14 protein-coding genes are annotated in these 15,239 nt (G+C 59.3%); 10 read left to right on the forward strand and 4 right to left on the reverse strand.

Annotation, left to right across the window (positions count from 1 at the left end; translation table 11 throughout):
• The first annotated feature begins 4 nt into the window (after positions 1-4).
• The 10 genes from CRO46_RS13475 (at position 5) to CRO46_RS13520 (ending at position 10,830) form a co-directional block, all read left to right on the forward strand.
• Complete coding sequence (locus CRO46_RS13475) at positions 5-475, forward strand: acyltransferase (protein WP_097108323.1); 471 nt, start codon at positions 5-7, stop codon at positions 473-475.
• Positions 472-1,569: a DegT/DnrJ/EryC1/StrS family aminotransferase gene (locus tag CRO46_RS13480; RefSeq protein ID WP_097108324.1), complete on the forward strand. Its 1,098-nt coding sequence runs from the start codon at positions 472-474 to the stop codon at positions 1,567-1,569. Before CRO46_RS13475 ends, CRO46_RS13480 begins: the two co-directional genes overlap by 4 nt.
• 1 nt (position 1,570) lies before the next feature.
• Positions 1,571-2,845 (forward strand): lipopolysaccharide biosynthesis protein, encoded by a 1,275-nt coding sequence (locus CRO46_RS13485; RefSeq protein ID WP_097108325.1) that lies wholly within the window; start codon positions 1,571-1,573, stop codon positions 2,843-2,845.
• Positions 2,846-4,306 carry a hypothetical protein gene (locus tag CRO46_RS13490; protein ID WP_097108326.1) on the forward strand — a complete coding sequence of 487 codons (1,461 nt, stop codon included), beginning with the start codon at positions 2,846-2,848 and terminating at the stop codon, positions 4,304-4,306.
• Positions 4,303-4,926: an imidazole glycerol phosphate synthase subunit HisH gene (gene hisH / locus CRO46_RS13495; RefSeq protein ID WP_097108327.1), complete on the forward strand. Its 624-nt coding sequence runs from the start codon at positions 4,303-4,305 to the stop codon at positions 4,924-4,926. The genes CRO46_RS13490 and hisH overlap by 4 nt, the downstream gene beginning before the upstream one ends.
• Before the next feature lie 7 nt (positions 4,927-4,933).
• Entirely contained in the window at positions 4,934-5,692 is a 759-nt protein-coding gene (locus CRO46_RS13500) for an AglZ/HisF2 family acetamidino modification protein (protein WP_097108328.1), read from the forward strand.
• Positions 5,692-6,948, forward strand: a complete 1,257-nt coding sequence (locus tag CRO46_RS13505) for a hypothetical protein (protein WP_097108329.1) — start codon at positions 5,692-5,694, stop codon at positions 6,946-6,948. Before CRO46_RS13500 ends, CRO46_RS13505 begins: the two co-directional genes overlap by 1 nt.
• On the forward strand, positions 6,945-8,051 hold the full coding sequence (locus tag CRO46_RS13510; RefSeq protein ID WP_097108330.1) for an N-acetyl sugar amidotransferase: 1,107 nt from the start codon (positions 6,945-6,947) through the stop codon (positions 8,049-8,051). Before CRO46_RS13505 ends, CRO46_RS13510 begins: the two co-directional genes overlap by 4 nt.
• Positions 8,052-8,090: 39 nt before the next feature.
• Complete coding sequence (locus CRO46_RS13515; protein WP_097108331.1) at positions 8,091-9,329, forward strand: glycosyltransferase family 4 protein; 1,239 nt, start codon at positions 8,091-8,093, stop codon at positions 9,327-9,329.
• Positions 9,330-9,474: 145 nt separating this feature from the next.
• Positions 9,475-10,830, forward strand: coding sequence for a UDP-glucose dehydrogenase family protein (locus CRO46_RS13520; RefSeq protein ID WP_097108332.1), 1,356 nt, complete (start codon positions 9,475-9,477; stop codon positions 10,828-10,830).
• A gap of 107 nt (positions 10,831-10,937) precedes the next feature.
• Here the strand turns inward: CRO46_RS13520 and CRO46_RS13525 are convergent, their stop codons facing one another.
• From CRO46_RS13525 to CRO46_RS13540, 4 genes are all read right to left on the reverse strand, one after another.
• Positions 10,938-11,972 carry a polysaccharide biosynthesis protein gene (locus CRO46_RS13525; RefSeq protein WP_097108333.1) on the reverse strand — a complete coding sequence of 345 codons (1,035 nt, stop codon included), beginning with the start codon at positions 11,970-11,972 and terminating at the stop codon, positions 10,938-10,940.
• A 125-nt stretch (positions 11,973-12,097) separates the two neighbouring features.
• The gene (locus CRO46_RS13530) at positions 12,098-12,949 is read right to left on the reverse strand and encodes a dTDP-4-dehydrorhamnose reductase family protein (RefSeq protein ID WP_097108334.1); all 852 of its coding nucleotides are present in this window, start codon (positions 12,947-12,949) and stop codon (positions 12,098-12,100) included.
• 51 nt (positions 12,950-13,000) lie between these two features.
• Positions 13,001-14,281 (reverse strand): glycosyltransferase family 4 protein, encoded by a 1,281-nt coding sequence (locus CRO46_RS13535; RefSeq protein ID WP_143439048.1) that lies wholly within the window; start codon positions 14,279-14,281, stop codon positions 13,001-13,003.
• Positions 14,254-15,183, reverse strand: coding sequence for an SDR family NAD(P)-dependent oxidoreductase (locus tag CRO46_RS13540; protein WP_097108336.1), 930 nt, complete (start codon positions 15,181-15,183; stop codon positions 14,254-14,256). Before CRO46_RS13540 ends, CRO46_RS13535 begins: the two co-directional genes overlap by 28 nt.
• Between the last annotated feature and the right edge of the window lie 56 nt (positions 15,184-15,239).

Raw genomic sequence — 15,239 nt, forward strand, 5'->3', positions numbered from 1 at the left:
GATCTTGGCGGCCCCCGTCATTCGAAGCAGCGGCATAGCCGCCGACGTGACTTTCGGCGAGGGCGTGACCGTCATAGAGCCGGTCAACCTTTATGGCTGCTCCATCGCTGATGACGTCTTCATTGGCCCGTTTGTCGAGATACAGCGCAATGTCAGCATTGGCGCGCGGACACGGATCCAGTCCCACAGTTTCATCTGCGAATTCGTCGACATCGGAGCCGACAGCGTCATTGCCCACGGGGTCGTCTTTATCAACGACCTGTTCGAAGGGGGCGGCCCCGCCCGCGGTGACAAGACAAAATGGCGCAGCACCGTGATCGGCAACAATGTCTCCATTGGCAGCAATGCCACCATACTTCCCGTTCGCATTTGTGACGGTGCTGTGATAGGGGCTGGAAGCGTTGTCACACGCGACATCAAAGAGCCGGGGATCTATGCCGGAAATCCCTGCCGCAAACTCAGAAACCTGCCATGATCAAGTTCCTCGACCTCAAGTCGCAGTATCAATCCATTCAGCCTGAAATCGATGCGGCCATTGCCTCCGTCATCGCCGATACGGCCTTTGTAAGCGGTCCCTACGCGAAGAAGTTCGAGGAAGAATTCGCCTCGTGGCTTGGAGCGGACTGGTGCATCGGGGTTGGCAACGGAACCGATGCGATCGAGATAGCGCTCGAGGCGCTGAACCTTCCCCCGGGCTCCGAGGTGATCGTGCCGGGCAACAGCTTCATAGCCAGTTCCGAGGCGGTCACGCGCACAGGTCTGAAGGTGGTTTTTGCCGACGTGGATCCGGGGCATTACACCCTGACGGCGGAAACCGTGCGGGCAAAACTGACGTCCCGGACATCGGCCATCATGGCGGTACATCTCTACGGTCATCCCTGTGATATGGCCGAACTAAAGGCGCTGGCCGACGAAAACGATCTGAAGATCATCGAGGATTGCGCCCAGGCCCATGGTGCGACCAGCCACGGCAAGACGGTCGGTACGATCGGCGATATCGCAACCTTCAGCTTCTACCCGGGCAAGAATCTCGGTGCCTATGGTGATGCCGGAGCGATTGTCACCAACGATGCGGCCCTTGCCGAAAAGGCCCGCAAGATCGCCAACCATGGCCGCATTGCCAAGTATGACCATGACTTTGAAGGGCGAAACTCCCGGTTGGACGGGATCCAGGCTGCGGTGCTGTCAGCCAAGCTGCCGCACCTGAATGACTGGACGCAGCGCCGCATTGCCATTGCAGAACTCTATATGACGGAACTGGCCGGCATCGAGGGGATCGCGCTGCCGCGTCGCGCCAATTGGGCCAGACAGGTCTATCATCTGTTTGTCGTACGCACCGATCATCGTGACGAACTCAAGCGCTGGTTGGCGGACCAGGGGATCGAAACCGGCATCCACTACCCCGTCGCACTGACCCAGTTGCGCGCCTACGACTATTTGAACCAGGGCGGCGAAGACCTTTTTGTCAACAAGGCAGCCGGCACCCTTCTCAGCCTGCCTATCGGGGAGCACATGAGCGAGGCCGACGTCACAACCGTCAGCAAGGCCCTGAAATCCTTCTTTGGCTGACATGCTGAACGCCAGGATCCTGCGATCGGTTTTCCTGTTTACGGCCACCAATGCGCTCGCGGCGGCGATGCCGCTGCTTCTTATGCCTGTCCTGACCAGGGTCCTGACGCCGGAAGATTACGGCATTGTTGCCATGTTCTCGATCGTCATTACCGCGTTCGGATCCCTGACCGGGCTTTCCGTTCACGGTGCCGTCGGCATGCGCTATTTCGACCGGGACGAGTATGACTTCCCGCGCTATGTCGGAAACAGCTTCATCATTCTCGCGGTGACCAGCGTGACCCTGCTTGCGCTGGTGACAGTCTTCCGGGAGCCGCTTGAACACCTGACCAAACTTCCGCACGATTGGTTGATGGTCGCCGTCGGCGTGTCGGCCGTGCAGTTCGTCCTTCTCATCCGGCTTGCCATTTTCCAGTCTGCAAAGCACGCCGGCTATTTTGCCGTCTTCCGGGTTGGTCAGGCGCTGGTGGACGCAAGCATTTCCGTGGCGCTCGTGCTGGCGTTCGCGCTGGCCTGGGAAGGTCGGCTTATCGGAATATCTGCCGGTATTCTGCTGCTTGGCTTTGCCGCCGCCGTCTCGCTGTTCGCCGACGGCTACTTCAAGCTGGTTCCGAGCAGGGCCTATATTCTCAATGCTCTGAAATTCGGACTACCCCTCATCCCGCATGTTCTGGGCGGCATGCTGCTGGCAACGGTTGACCGGGTGCTGATAGCCAATCTTCTGGGAGTGGCCGAGACCGGGATCTACATGGTCGCGGTCCAGATTGGTCTCGGTATCTATCTGCTGGCAGATGCGTGCAACAGGGCCATCTCCCCGTGGCAACTCGAGGCACTCAAGCGCAATGATAAAGCCGTGGACGTGCGCATTGTCCGTTACGGCCTTTTGTACTTCTTGGGATTGGTCGCAATAGCCCTTGCTGCGGGAGCCGCGGCCCCTTGGGTCTTGCCTGTACTCGTCGGACCCGCATTCGCCGAAGCGGCCTCTCTGATCTGGCTGATTGCACTTGGCCAGGCATTTGGTGGCATGTACTTTTTTGTCTCCAACATTATTTTCTACAGAAACAAGACACTTTCTCTTTCCGCCGTCACCATTTCTTGTGGACTCTTCAACGCGGGTTTGTCATTTGTACTAATACAAGTTGTGGGCCTCAAGGGGGCGGCTCAGGCCTATCTGGTTGCCCAGATCTTCCTGTTTGTTTCCGCGTTTATCCTCTCCCAGCGCCTCAGACCGTTGCCTTGGAGGGCAGCGTTTCTGGTCCATACACGCGAGTTGTAGATGAGTGAATCCCAGCAAAAGATGACGGAAGCGGAGGTCTCGGTTTTCGTCAGGGAGTTCGAACGCCGGACCGGCGTGTTCGCGCAGCGAGTAAACGGGACCGCGGTCTGGCAACTCATCCGCTTCGAAGTATCGGTCAGGATCCAGGGGCTTGGCCTTGAGCGTGCACCGGCCGGACGGCGCCGGCTGGTCGGCAGTCTCCTGCGCGGTTTTCTCCAGTTCTTCCGGCTGCCGCGCTCTTCCTATTTCTGCAAGACGTTCGATTCGGCCTACCGGCGTGAGACGCCGGCTGGCTTTGAGGATGTCTACTTCGATGATCTCAGGTGGGTCATGCCGGACATGGTCAAGGTGTCGTCCTGCGATGCGGCCGGGTATGAAAGCAGAATCGCCAAGGCGTCCACGCCGCCGGTTTTCGACGACACATCGGTGATTGCCTTGAGCGCCATTTTGGGACGCCTGTTTCCGGTGGTGGTTCGCCACCCGGTCTTTGAGGCCATTTCTCGGGCGATCACCAGCGAACTGGGTTTCGATGACTACACACCGGCCCGAATCCGCCGTGTGTACAACGTATTCTGGTGGCGCGTCTTGCTCTACCGCCTGGTGCTCCGACGCGTGCGTCCGAAAGCCGTCCTCTGTCCCGACAACGGTCAGTTCGGGTTGATGAGTGCAGCGCAGCATTTTGGTGTCCCCTACATCGAGATGCAGCACGGCGTATTTACCCATGTCCATCCCAACGCCCTTCCCCCGGACCTGTCGGAAGATGAAGCAAGGGGGTTGCTTATGCCCTCGTCGTTTGCGGTCTACGGCAGGTTCTCCGCCGACGTCCTGCGCGATTCATGGCTGTACATGAACAACCGGGTGCACCCGGTCGGAGCACCGTTCCTCGAAAGGGCCAGGTCTGTTCGCGCGTCCCAATACAGTCCTGGTGCCGTTCCGAGGATAACGCTGAGCACGCAAGGCATCGCCCGCAAGGAACTGGGCGACTTCATTACGGCATTTCTCCGCCTCTGCGAGGAACAGTTCGAACTGGTGATCAAGCTGCACCCGGCCTATGACCACGACCAGAATTTTTATGAGCAACGGTTTGGCGCCGATCCAAGGGTCGTCATCGATTCGGGCGCGTCGGCCAACAGCACGCATACCTTTATCGCCCGCTCCGATTTTCACATCAGCATCTCGTCGACATGTCACTACGATGCCTTGGGAATAGGAACGCCGACCGGAGTTCTCGCTCTGGAAACGCATGAATCGGTGGCTGATCTTCTCGATGTTCCGGGCGCGTGCCTTATCGAGACGCCGGCTGATCTTGCAAGGATGGTACGGGACCGATCCTTCGGAGTTGTGCCAGACGAAACCAGCCGGTACTTCTTCGAGCATGACTTCCCGGGGCGGGTCGAAGCCGTTCTGGCCAGCATGTCCGTGGCACCGGAGGCGTCAGACAGAAACACGGTTGCGGCATGACACCCATTACCATCATCGACTACGGCACCAGCAATCTCGGCTCGATGAAGAACATGCTGAAGAAGCTCGGGATCGTGTCGCGATTCGCGACAACTGCGGACGAGGTGATGGCAGCCGAGAAGATCATTCTTCCCGGGGTCGGAGCGTTCGATGCCGGAATGCGCACGCTCAGGGCCAGCGGCATGGTCGAAGCGCTCAACGCCAAGGTTCTCGAAGAGCGGGTTCCGATTCTCGGCGTCTGTCTCGGCATGCAGATGATGGGCCTGGCCAGCGAAGAGGGAAGCGAGGCTGGCCTGGGCTGGATAGATGCGAAGGCAATCCAGTTCCGCAGTCAGGACCATCCCGGCATGCGCGTGCCGCACATGGGATGGAACGAGGCCCGCGGGATGAAGCCGTCGCCGGTTCTCTCAGAGCCGCCTGACCGCTTGCGCTTCTATTTTGCCAATTCGTTCCACGTTGTCTGTACCGACCCGGCCGACGCTCTGCTGGAGACGGAGTATGCCGGGTTTCACTTCACCTCTGCCCTTGAGCGGGGCCACATACGCGGCGCGCAGTTTCATCCGGAAAAGAGCCACCGCTATGGTATGTGGTTCCTCAACAATTTCGCTTTGAAGGCTTAGAATCGCCATGCTGACCACGCGGGTTATCCCGACATTGCTTCTCAAGCAGGGTGGTCTGGTCAAGACCACGAAATTTGCAAAGCCGGTCTACATTGGCGATCCGATCAACGCCATCAAGATATTCAACACAAAGGAAGTCGACGAACTGATCATTCTCGACATTTCCGCCTCCCGTGAGGGGCGTCCGCCGGCATTCGAGACAATCAGCAACATCACCGCGGAATGCTTCATGCCACTCGCCTATGGCGGGGGGATCCGAACGGTCGAGGACATCCGTGCGATTCTGAAGGCCGGCGTTGAAAAGGTCGTCCTCAATCATGCTGCACTTGCCACGCCGGACCTGGTGCGGGCTGCCGCAGACGAATTTGGCAGCCAGGCAATCATCGTGTCCATCGACGTCAAGAAGACCCTTTTCGGCGGATTTCAGGTTCACTCCGCCAGCGGAGCACGGGTGAGCGAAAAGGATCCGGTCAAGTGGGCCCGGCAGGTCGAGGCTCTGGGAGCTGGCGAGATCTATCTCACATCGGTTGATCATGAGGGAATGATGAACGGCTACAAGCTCGATCTCGTCGAGACCGTGTGCGCCGCCGTCAGTGTCCCGGTGATAGCGTCGGGCGGTGCGGGAAACGTCGAGGATTTCAAGGCGGCCAAACAGAAGGGCGCGTCAGCTGTCGCCGCGGGCGCGATGTTTGTCTTTCAGGGGCGGCACAAGGCGGTGCTGATTACCTATCCGCCGAGGGATCAACTGGAGGCTGCGCTCGGGTGATGCCTGATCTCAAACGCATCTCCTATCTCGGATTTATCGTTCTCTCGATCATGCTATCGATGCTGGTGGGGCAGGACACCGCGGTCAGGCCCTATTCGCCGCTCTATTTTGCCATCGTGCTTCCGGCACTTCTGGTCCCGCTTCTGTGGTGGCGTGGCATTGCGGCGGCTTCAGTCGGGATCGGCTGGCCGCTCCTGGTCTTCGTCTTGATGGCCGGTGGGTGGCAGCTTGCAATGGGGGACTACCGTGCAGCCATCCAGCTCTTTCTGTTCGTCTGGGTGCTGTTGTGGGTATGCGCGCTGGATGTGCGTCTGAGCTCCCGGGCCTACATGGTCCTGTTTGCGGGATCGGTCCTGGCTGGCTGTGCCGGCTACATTGTTCTGGACAACAATCCTTGGGGGTTCCTGCCGCGCATGACCTCCTCCGACTTCACGATCTGGCGGCTCTCATTCTTTCCCAGCGTCGTCTTGACCGGGTTGTTCTCGCTGTTCGTGGTGATTGTTGTCTCGGAAAGCCGGGAGAGCTTTCGGCTCCGTCTTCTGTCGAACACGGCAGGATTCTATTTCCTGGTTTTCTCCTTCGTCAGGACCGCCATACTGGCGGGTGCGATCTATGCGCCGCTGGCGGTCTGGTTCTCGCGGGTGCGGCAGAACTGGCGCATCCTGTTCTTCGTTCCGCTGGTCCTGGTTCTGGTGATTCACGGCTCCATTTTGGTTGCTCCGTATATTCTGGTCCATTTCCAGGACAACGAGATTGTTTCCCGGCTGTTGCTGCGCGGCAAGACGGGGCTCGAAGTAAAGGATGTCTATGAACAGATAACGCGTCCTTGGATCTGGCAGAAGCACTTCGAATTTTTTCTGAGCAGCCCGTACCTTATGGGCCTTGGCAATTTCGATTTCTTCTCCCTGGCCGTACCCGTTCCCGAGCCGAATCAGCCGGTTCTGTCTGGTTCGGAAGCCCTCCTTACCCGCCTTCTTGCCACATACGGCTGGCCTGCATTCTTTCTGATCTTCTTCATGGTCGCCCGGCTCCACCAGCATGCAAGAGCCGGCGACTATCTGGGGTGTGCCATCTTCCCCGGCATCGTGATTCTGGCCACGAACTATGGCAGCGTGCTGCACCCTTCGAGCTTTCTTTTCGTGCTCTACTTCCAGCTCCTGATTCACGGGCGAAAAACCTTTGCTGAAAATGTCAGAGAGGATATGACCTCCGCGAGAGCTGATGACCCCAATATTCGTGAGAGTATTTCCGCATGACAGTCTGCACACGTTGCATCATGGATACGACCGATCCCGACATCAGCTTCGATGCTGAAGGTGTCTGCAATCATTGCCACCGTTATGATCTGGTATCCAAAACCCGCCTGATTCCCGTCGAGGAGCGGGACGAGCGGCTCAAGACGCTGATCGAGGAAATCAAGGCGGTCGGGAACGGAAAACCTTATGATTGCGTCATCGGCGTAAGTGGCGGAGTGGACAGCACCTATGTCGCCTGGCTTGTGAAGAAACTTGGATTGCGCCCTCTCGCTGTGCATCTCGACAATGGCTGGAACTCCGAACTCGCTGTAGCCAACATCGAAAAGACACTGAACACGCTGGGCATCGATCTATACACCCATGTTCTCAACTGGGAGGAATTCAGAAACCTGCAGTCGTCCTTCCTCAAAGCGTCTACACCGGATGGTGAAGTCCCGACCGACCATGCCATTTTCGCGCTGCTCTACGAACTTGCGGCAAAGCATGGGCTCAAGCACGTTATCACCGGCACAAATGTGGTCTCGGAAGCCATTTTGCCGGAGAAGTGGGGCTACGGATATTTCGACTGGCGGTACGTCAAGGATGTGCACAAACGGTTCGGCACGTCGCGATTGTCCACCTATCCGCATTTTTCCCTGTTCAAGCTTGCCTATTTCGTCTTCATACGGCGCATTCGCATGGTCTCCATCCTCAATTATGTCAACTACGACAAGGCGGAGGCCATGGATGTGCTGCAGAACCAGCTCGGCTGGGTCTATTATGGCGGCAAGCACTATGAATCCATCTACACGCGCTTCTACCAAGCCTACATCCTGCCGCGGAAATTCGACATCGACAAGCGCAAGGCCCATTACTCCAATCTCGTTCTCTCGGGCCAGATGACCCGGGAAGAGGCGCTGGAGCAGATGAAGCTGCCGGCCTATCCCGAAAACCTGCTTGAGGAAGACCGCGAATACACGATCAAGAAGCTCGGCTTCTCCGAGGCGGAGTTCGATGCCATGATGGCCGCGCCGACAAAGACCTTCGAGGACTACAGGACCAGCCACAAGATATTCGAAACCGCCAAGAAGATGGTCAACGCAACACGGCGTTATGTCGGTTGAGCCGGCGGATCAACCGATCAGGCGGAGCGGCACAACTTCATGAAGGTTCTTTTCATTCACATCACGGGCGCCTTCGGCGGATCGTCCCGCAGCCTGACAGAGGCAGTGCGTGCCTTTCCTGTCGACATTGAAGCCCATTTTCTGACACCGCGTGGAACCGTTGAGGGTTTTTTCGGCAAGCTGGGCAAGGTTTTGGCCGTGTCCGGGCTCAGCCAGTTTGACAACACCCAGTACAGCTACTACCGCGGTTTCCGCTGGCTGGTGCTGCTGCGCGAGATCGTCAACCTGCCTGCGACGTTTTCCGCGATACGCGAAGCGCAAAGGCGCTGGCCGGACATCGACCTTATCCATGTCAACGAGTTCACGGGGCTTCTGCCGATGTGGCTGGCCAAGCGGCGCTATGGCGTGCCTGTTGTCGTCCATGTCCGTTCCGTTGCCCGCCTCGACCGCAAGGCGCTGCGCAGCCGCTTCGTAAACGCGGTCCTGCGGGATAATGCCGATGCGGTGATCGCGATCGATGAGACGGTCCGCCAGAGCCTGCCGGAGGATCTGCCGGTCGAGGTCATCCACAATGCCTTTACGCCGAAGCCTGCAGGGGAACCAGACACCGCGTTTTGCGAAAGCATCGCGCGGTTGCGCCCCGGCGCACTGCGTGTCGGTTTTGTCGGCAATCTCCTCAAGGTCAAGGGCATACAGGATCTCGTCGAGGCCGCCCGTATCGTCAAGCAGCGCGGCGGCGATGTTGAATATGTCATCGTCGGTGATGACGCCCGCCCCTCCACGTCGCTCAAGGCCCGCTTGCTCCACGCCTTCGGGCTCAACCAGAACATCAAGGCACAGGTTCAGGCAAAGATCGCAGACTACGGTCTGGAGAACGATTTTCACATGCTCGGCTTCATGAGCGATATCGCGCAGGCCTACCGGCATTTCGACGTTCTGTGTTTCCCCTCCCATTTCAATGCCCCCGGGCGCCCGGTTTTCGAGGCTGCATTTTCCGCTGTTCCCAGTATCGTGGCGGTAACCGAGCCGACCGATGATACGATCATTGACGGTGTGACAGGGCTGACCATTCCGCCCCACGCGCCGGAGCGTCTGGCCGACGCCATCCTTGCCTGCGCAGGCGACCGCGAAAAGACGAGAGCCATGGGGCAGGAAGCGCAGGCGCTGGCGGAGCGCAATTTCAGTGTCGAGCGCAACGCCGCCGAACTCTTTGGCGTGTTTCAACGATGCGTGAACGGAGCCGGGAACTCCAGCCCCGACGGAACCGGGCATCGGTAGTTCGGCTTTTCAGCTTGCGCCGCTGCTGCCTGGACTTGACCGCGCATCGCCGGCCTCGCTCCGCTTGACTTTGTGATGCCGGCGCGGTTTACGAGGTCACCCTCCCGTCAACGGGACCAATGTCGAAAAGCAGAGAGTTGCTCCCATGCAGATTGCGATTTTTGGAACCGGTTATGTCGGATTGGTCCTGGCGGCCACGATGTCCGATGTCGGTCACGATGTTACCTGCGTGGATGTTGATGCGGAGAAGATTGCTGGATTGAAAAGGGGCGAGGTGCCGATCTACGAGCCCGGTCTCGAGGCGCTTGTTCGCGACAACCAGGCTGCAGGCCGGCTGAGCTTCACCACAGATCCGTCTGTCGGCGTGGCTTCAGCGCCAATCATCTTCATTGCCGTGGGGACCCCGCCGGACGAAGACGGGTCGGCCGATCTCCGGCACGTGCTTTCGGTGGCCGAAATGGTCGGGTCCCTGATGCAGGATCCGAAGATCATCATCAACAAGTCAACGGTGCCGGTGGGGACCGCCGACCGGGTCAGGGCGGCTGTTGCGGCCCGGCTGGCCGAGCGTGGCCTGGCCGGTCTCGAATTCGACGTTGTCTCAAACCCCGAGTTCCTCAAGGAAGGCGCCGCGGTGGCGGATTGCATGAAGCCTGACAGGATCGTTCTCGGTGTCGAGACCGCTGGCGGCCGCTCGGAGCAGCTGCTGCGCGAGCTCTACGGGCCGTTCAACCGCAATCACGACAAGATCCTCGTCATGGATGTTCGCAGCGCCGAACTGACAAAATATGCGGCCAACTGCATGCTTGCTGCCAAGATCAGCTTCATGAACGAGATGGCGCTTCTGGCTGACAAGATCGGTGCCGACATTGAGAAGGTGCGGCTGGGCATCGGGTCGGACCCGCGGATCGGCTACCATTTCATCTATCCCGGCGTCGGCTATGGCGGATCCTGCTTTCCAAAGGATGTGCGGGCGCTGATCAGCTCGGCCCGCGAGCACGGCATCGATCCGTTGGTCATGGAAGCGGTCGACGATCGCAACAACCACCAGAAGACCCTCTTGTTCGACAAGATCCGCTCCCGCTTCGGCAGAGATTTGAAAGGCCGGACATTTGCCCTGTGGGGGCTGTCCTTCAAACCCAACACCGACGATATCCGCGAAGCGCCGTCCCGCACCTTGATGGAGGCACTCTGGGCCGCCGGGGCCCGGGTCCGGGCCTATGATCCGAAGGCCATGGAAGCCTGTCGGGGAGTGTATGGCGATCGTCCCGACATGGTTCTGGCGCAATCACAGGAAGAGGCGCTGGAGGGTGCCGATGCTCTGGTTCTGGTAACGGAATGGAAGAGCTTCCGTTCGCCCGACATGGCCGAGATCGCCGGAAAACTGAAGCATCCTGTCATTTTTGATGGCAGGAATGTATTCGACCCGGCCATGGCAGCCGGCTACGGGCTTGAGATCATCGGGATCGGACGCTCCAGCCGGACGCGGACCGAAACCAAGTAGCGGCCAGCTGCTCGATTGAAGGTCCCGGGCTGGAGGGGGCAGGCGGGTTGGCCGGTGCCTGGGAGGTGTCACGTCACGGGTGCCGTCTCAGCCATGAGCCGTTAGTCTCAGTCGAGCATTTCCGGCTGCGTACCCTCGAGCGCCTGCTGAACATAGCTCACCTTCATCAGCAGCTCGCTCAACTCGGCTTCGTTCAGGCGCGTGGTGTTGTGCGAATTGTACTCATCGAGCTGGTTGAGGCGCGCCTCGCCTTCCTCCACGAAGATGGAGTAGTTCAGATCCCTGCCATCGGCAGGGATTCGATAATAACCACCCAGATCATCAGCGATGGCGAACTCTTCGCGGCTCAGCAGCACTTCGAAGATCTTCTCGCCATGCCGTGTCCCGATCTCCTTGATCGGATGGTCGGGTTTCCTGAACAGGTCGGTGATGGCTCTCGCCAGCACCGCGACCGTGCTTGCAGGAGCCTTCTGCACGAAGATGTCACCGTTGCGGCCGTGGGTGAAGGCATAGATCACCAGCTCCACCGCCTCTTCCAGCGTCATCATGAACCGGGTCATCTCCGGGTTGGTGATGGTGATCGGCTTGCCGGCGCGGATCTGCTCGATGAAGAGCGGGATGACCGAGCCGCGTGACGCCATGACGTTGCCGTAGCGGGTTCCGCAGATCACCGTTTGTTCAGGATCCAAATTGCGGGAAGCGGCAACCATGACCTTTTCCATCATCGCCTTGGAAATGCCCATGGCGTTGATCGGATAGACAGCCTTGTCGGTGGAAAGACAGACCACCCGCTTCAGCCGGTGAGTGATCGCTGCTTCAAGCACGTTCTCGGTGCCCATTACATTGGTCCGCACGGCTTCCATCGGATGAAATTCGCAGGACGGTACCTGTTTAAGCGCTGCGGCGTGAAAGCAGTAGTCCACGCCGCGCATGGCCCGCTCGACGCTCGCCAGATCGCGCACATCGCCCAGGTAGAACTTGAGCTTGGGATGATTGAAATGCTTGCGCATGTCATCCTGCTTCTTCTCATCCCGGCTCAGGATGCGGATCTCGCGGATGTCCGTATCAAGAAAGCGCTTGACGGTCGCGCGGCCGAAGGAGCCGGTCCCTCCGGTAATCAACAGCACCTTGTCTGCAAACATCCGTTACTTCCTTGAATCTGACTGGTCGCACTTGTCTTGGCCGTGTGATGCCCGGTCGGCGGAAAACCGTCAACCCGTGCCGCACGATATGTACCCTGGCGCGGGCAGGCGGTTGGCCCCTCCGGTTACCTGGCCCTGGCCAGCTCTGCTATCATCTCCGGCCAGGAAGGCGGCGTGTAGCCGAAGTGCTCGCGAAACCGGGTTGAATCGAGGCTTCGATCGATCTTCACGGCGGAGTCGGGAACCACCTCGATCGAGGGATGCAGGGACTGCTTGATCAGCAGAAGCAGGGCATGCTTGTCAATCGGTTCGCTCGACACCTGATATATTCCCCGCGCTTCCGTCTTGGTCCGAAGCACCATTTCGATGATTCGCGCCATCTCGATCGTGGTGAATCCTGAAAAGATCGCATTTTGGAATCCCTTGACGGTTCCCTGCTGCGCCAGCACCCATTCGAGCAGGCTGGATTTGCGGCTGAGTTCAGGGCCTATAATCGAGGTGCGCAGCGTTATGCAGCCTTCGTCGTCCACCTCGCCGAGGAATTTCGACCGGCCGTAAAGATCCTCGGCATCCGAGACGTCGGATTCGAGGTAATTGCCCTTGCTCCCCGTGAAGACACAATCCGTGCTCATATGCACCAGCCGTGCGCCCGCCAGGCGGCACAATACGGCCAGCCTGTGCGGTAGCAGTGCGTTGATTTCGAGGCTGAGGATCGACTGCTTGGCGGAGGGACGCTGCTTGATGATGCCGACGCAGTTGATCACCGCATCAGGTTGAAATTGCGCCATCACTTCACTGACCCGGTCGATGCTGCGAACGTCGACCCCGAAGAATGAGTTTTCCTCGGTAAACAGGCCGTAGCTGACATAGCAGGATTTGTCCTGGCGCAAGGTCACCGCCACTTCGTGCCGCGGGGACAACTGCTTGAGAATCTGGTGCCCCAGCATGCCGTCGCCACCCAGTACAAGTATTCGCATGTCCCTCTCCATTCCTGTTCGTCAGTTTATCGGCACGCGCGTTGGCCGGCCTTACGGGGCACGCTTTTCCGCTCGGAACCATTCCACGAGCTGATCAAAAAGCGTGTCCATGTTGTAGTGTTTTTCCATGTAGGCGCGGCCGCGCCGGCCCATCTCCCCCCGCTCGGCCGGGTTCCTGGCGGCTAGCTCTGCGATCGCGGAAGCCAGCGCCTCGGGAGAGCCTGCATCGACGCCGATACCGGCGCCGCTGTCCGTCACGATCTTCTTCACTTCTCCGCTGACGCAGGAGACAATTGGCTTTCCGGCCGCGAGATAGGATTGCAGCTTTGCCGGAACGGTCACCGCGAATGCGGGCTCGTCGCGCAGGGAGATGAGGAGCGCGTCGGCCTGCCGGTAGAATGCCGGCATTGTGGTCGACGGAAACCGACCCAGGCAATGGAAGGTTTCGGACAGTCCGCGTTTGGCCGACTGTTCGCGCACCCAGTCGAGCTTGTGGCCGTCGCCGACGATGACGAACTGGATGTCCTCGCGATCCTTGAGCAGCTCCGCCGCGCCAACCACCGTCTCGAAATCCTGGGACGCGCCAACATTGCCGGTAAACACCACCTTGAAGCCTTGCGGCAGCGCAGGAAGGCGGGTGTCGCCGATCGGCGCCGCATCCTTGCGCAGGTCTTCCCATTGCGGAAACCATCTGACTTCGCGCTTTTTGCCCGCCACGCGGCAGATCGAGCTTTCGAATCCCTGCGAGGTCGCGAGAATCACATCGCTGCCGGCGTAGACCCTGCGTGCAAGCCAACTCGCCACCTTGTTGGCGAGTGGTGAATTCATCATCCCCGATGCTGAAAGGCTTTCCGGCCAGAGATCGAGAACCCACAGGAACATCGGCGCCTCCGCTTTCCAGGCGGCGACCATGCCGGGAAAGCCCACGGTCACGGGTGAGATCTCGTAGACGAATACGGCATCGTAGCGCCTTGCGGCACGAAACAGCGCCAGCACGCTCGCCGTCAGTGCGAAACTGAAATAGTTCAGCACAAGCCCGATCTTGCTTTTCCGGCCGCGCGGGATGAGCGGAGCACGGATAACCCGAACGCCCTGGTACGTCTCTGTCCACGGACCGCGCCAGCCATGCGTGGGGAAAATCTTGCCGGTGGGGTAGTTCGGCAATCCCGTCAGTACGGTGATGTTATGGCCGCGCTCGGCAAGCCCGATGGCGAGCTCGTTCAGCCTGATGTCCTCGGGCCAGAAATACTGGCTGACGATCAGGATGTCGAGTTTGTCCCCGGCGGGCGCTGCGGCATCCATGGTCAGTTCGCCATGTCCGTCTTGAGCCAAGCCATATAGTCCCGCAGGCAGGCTTCGAAGTCGGCGGATGGCGAAAAGCCGAGCGAGGCGCGAGCTGCCGAGATGTCGGCCAGTGAATCGCGCACGTCGCCGGGGCGCGGCGGGCCGTACTCGACGGTTGCCTTGATGCCCGAAGCTTCCTGCATCATCTCAATCAGCGCATTGATGGTGATACGGGTTCCGCTGCCCAGGTTGAAGGCGCCCGAGACCCCCTCAGCCAACCCGGCCTTGTAGTTTGCCTGGGCCACGTCCTGGACGTTGACGAAATCCCTGGTCTGTTCACCGTCGCCGAACACAGTGATCGGCTCACCGCGTAGCATTCTGTAGGCAAAGATAGGGATGACGTTGCCATAGGCGTCAAATCGCTGGTTGATCCCGTAGACATTGAAATAGCGCAGGGCCACCACGCCGATGTCGTAGAGCTTCGAATAGCTCAGCGAGAACTTTTCCTTGAACAGCTTCGAGGCGCCATAGGGACTGTCCGGATCGATCGGATGGTCTTCCGATATCGGCAGCGTCTTGAGCTCACCGAAGATACCGGCGGATGAAGAGACCACCACACGGCCGACACCGGCCCTGCGGGCTGCCTCCATCAAGGTAACCGTACCCATCACATTGATGTCCGCATCAAGCCGCGGGTCATCGATCGACCGCTTGTTGCCGACTGCTGCGGCCAGATGGAAAACGACATCGCAGCCCTCGACAGCGGCTTCCACGGCACTCGCATCACGGATGTCGGCTTCAACGAAGCGGATCTCCGGATCGAAATCCAGGTTGAGGCGATAACCGCTCAGCAGCGAATCGATCACCACCACCTCGTGTCCCTGGGAACGAAGCAGCCGGCACAGGTTTGATCCGATGAAGCCGGCGCCTCCGGTGACGAGTGCTTTCATGATGTTGGTGTCCTTTGCAGTTCGATCTGATCCCGCCGCGCTCGCGGCATCCCTGT

The sequence above is a fragment of the Parahoeflea halophila genome, assembly GCF_900220985.1.
Taxonomy (GTDB): Bacteria; Pseudomonadota; Alphaproteobacteria; order Rhizobiales; family Rhizobiaceae; genus Hoeflea; species Hoeflea halophila.

Coding starts and splice junctions, on each gene's coding strand:
- hisH (WP_097108327.1), top strand. CDS start 4,303: ATGACACCCATTACCATCATCGACTACGGCACCAGCAATCTCGGCTCG.
- CRO46_RS13490 (WP_097108326.1), top strand. CDS start 2,846: ATGAGTGAATCCCAGCAAAAGATGACGGAAGCGGAGGTCTCGGTTTTC.
- CRO46_RS13530 (WP_097108334.1), bottom strand. CDS start 12,949: ATGCGAATACTTGTACTGGGTGGCGACGGCATGCTGGGGCACCAGATT.
- CRO46_RS13500 (WP_097108328.1), top strand. CDS start 4,934: ATGCTGACCACGCGGGTTATCCCGACATTGCTTCTCAAGCAGGGTGGT.
- CRO46_RS13525 (WP_097108333.1), bottom strand. CDS start 11,972: ATGTTTGCAGACAAGGTGCTGTTGATTACCGGAGGGACCGGCTCCTTC.
- CRO46_RS13540 (WP_097108336.1), bottom strand. CDS start 15,183: ATGAAAGCACTCGTCACCGGAGGCGCCGGCTTCATCGGATCAAACCTG.
- CRO46_RS13515 (WP_097108331.1), top strand. CDS start 8,091: ATGAAGGTTCTTTTCATTCACATCACGGGCGCCTTCGGCGGATCGTCC.
- CRO46_RS13485 (WP_097108325.1), top strand. CDS start 1,571: ATGCTGAACGCCAGGATCCTGCGATCGGTTTTCCTGTTTACGGCCACC.
- CRO46_RS13510 (WP_097108330.1), top strand. CDS start 6,945: ATGACAGTCTGCACACGTTGCATCATGGATACGACCGATCCCGACATC.
- CRO46_RS13480 (WP_097108324.1), top strand. CDS start 472: ATGATCAAGTTCCTCGACCTCAAGTCGCAGTATCAATCCATTCAGCCT.
- CRO46_RS13505 (WP_097108329.1), top strand. CDS start 5,692: ATGCCTGATCTCAAACGCATCTCCTATCTCGGATTTATCGTTCTCTCG.
- CRO46_RS13520 (WP_097108332.1), top strand. CDS start 9,475: ATGCAGATTGCGATTTTTGGAACCGGTTATGTCGGATTGGTCCTGGCG.